This window comes from Colwellia sp. MB02u-9 (assembly GCF_014077085.1).
GTDB lineage: Bacteria > Pseudomonadota > Gammaproteobacteria > Enterobacterales > Alteromonadaceae > Cognaticolwellia.
This window is the reverse complement of the sequence record NZ_JACGVF010000024.1, coordinates 1-235: the sequence shown is the minus strand read 5'-3', so window position 1 is coordinate 235 and position 235 is coordinate 1. Positions and strand designations below refer to the sequence as shown.

The window sequence follows — 235 nt, the reverse complement described above, 5'->3', positions numbered from 1 at the left end:
AGTTCAAGTCTGCCCAGACCTACCAATTTACGCCACTTGCTGCGTTGGAATGATACTCGTGTAGAAAACCTACACATCCATCCTTCCGCCTTGCAACTGACGTAAATCTGCGTTTCGTTTTAGCTAAAGTGTGTTTCCCATTGCGGGGCTATAGCTCAGCTGGGAGAGCGCCTGCCTTGCACGCAGGAGGTCAGCAGTTCGATCCTGCTTAGCTCCACCACTTCTTCGTATAAGA

The 235-nt window shown here is 50.2% G+C and carries 1 tRNA gene; it reads left to right on the top strand.

From position 1 onward, the window contains the following. The first annotated feature begins 144 nt into the window (after nucleotides 1-144). Nucleotides 145-220, top strand: a tRNA-Ala gene (locus H4J65_RS00090). The last annotated feature ends 15 nt before the right edge of the window (nucleotides 221-235 follow it).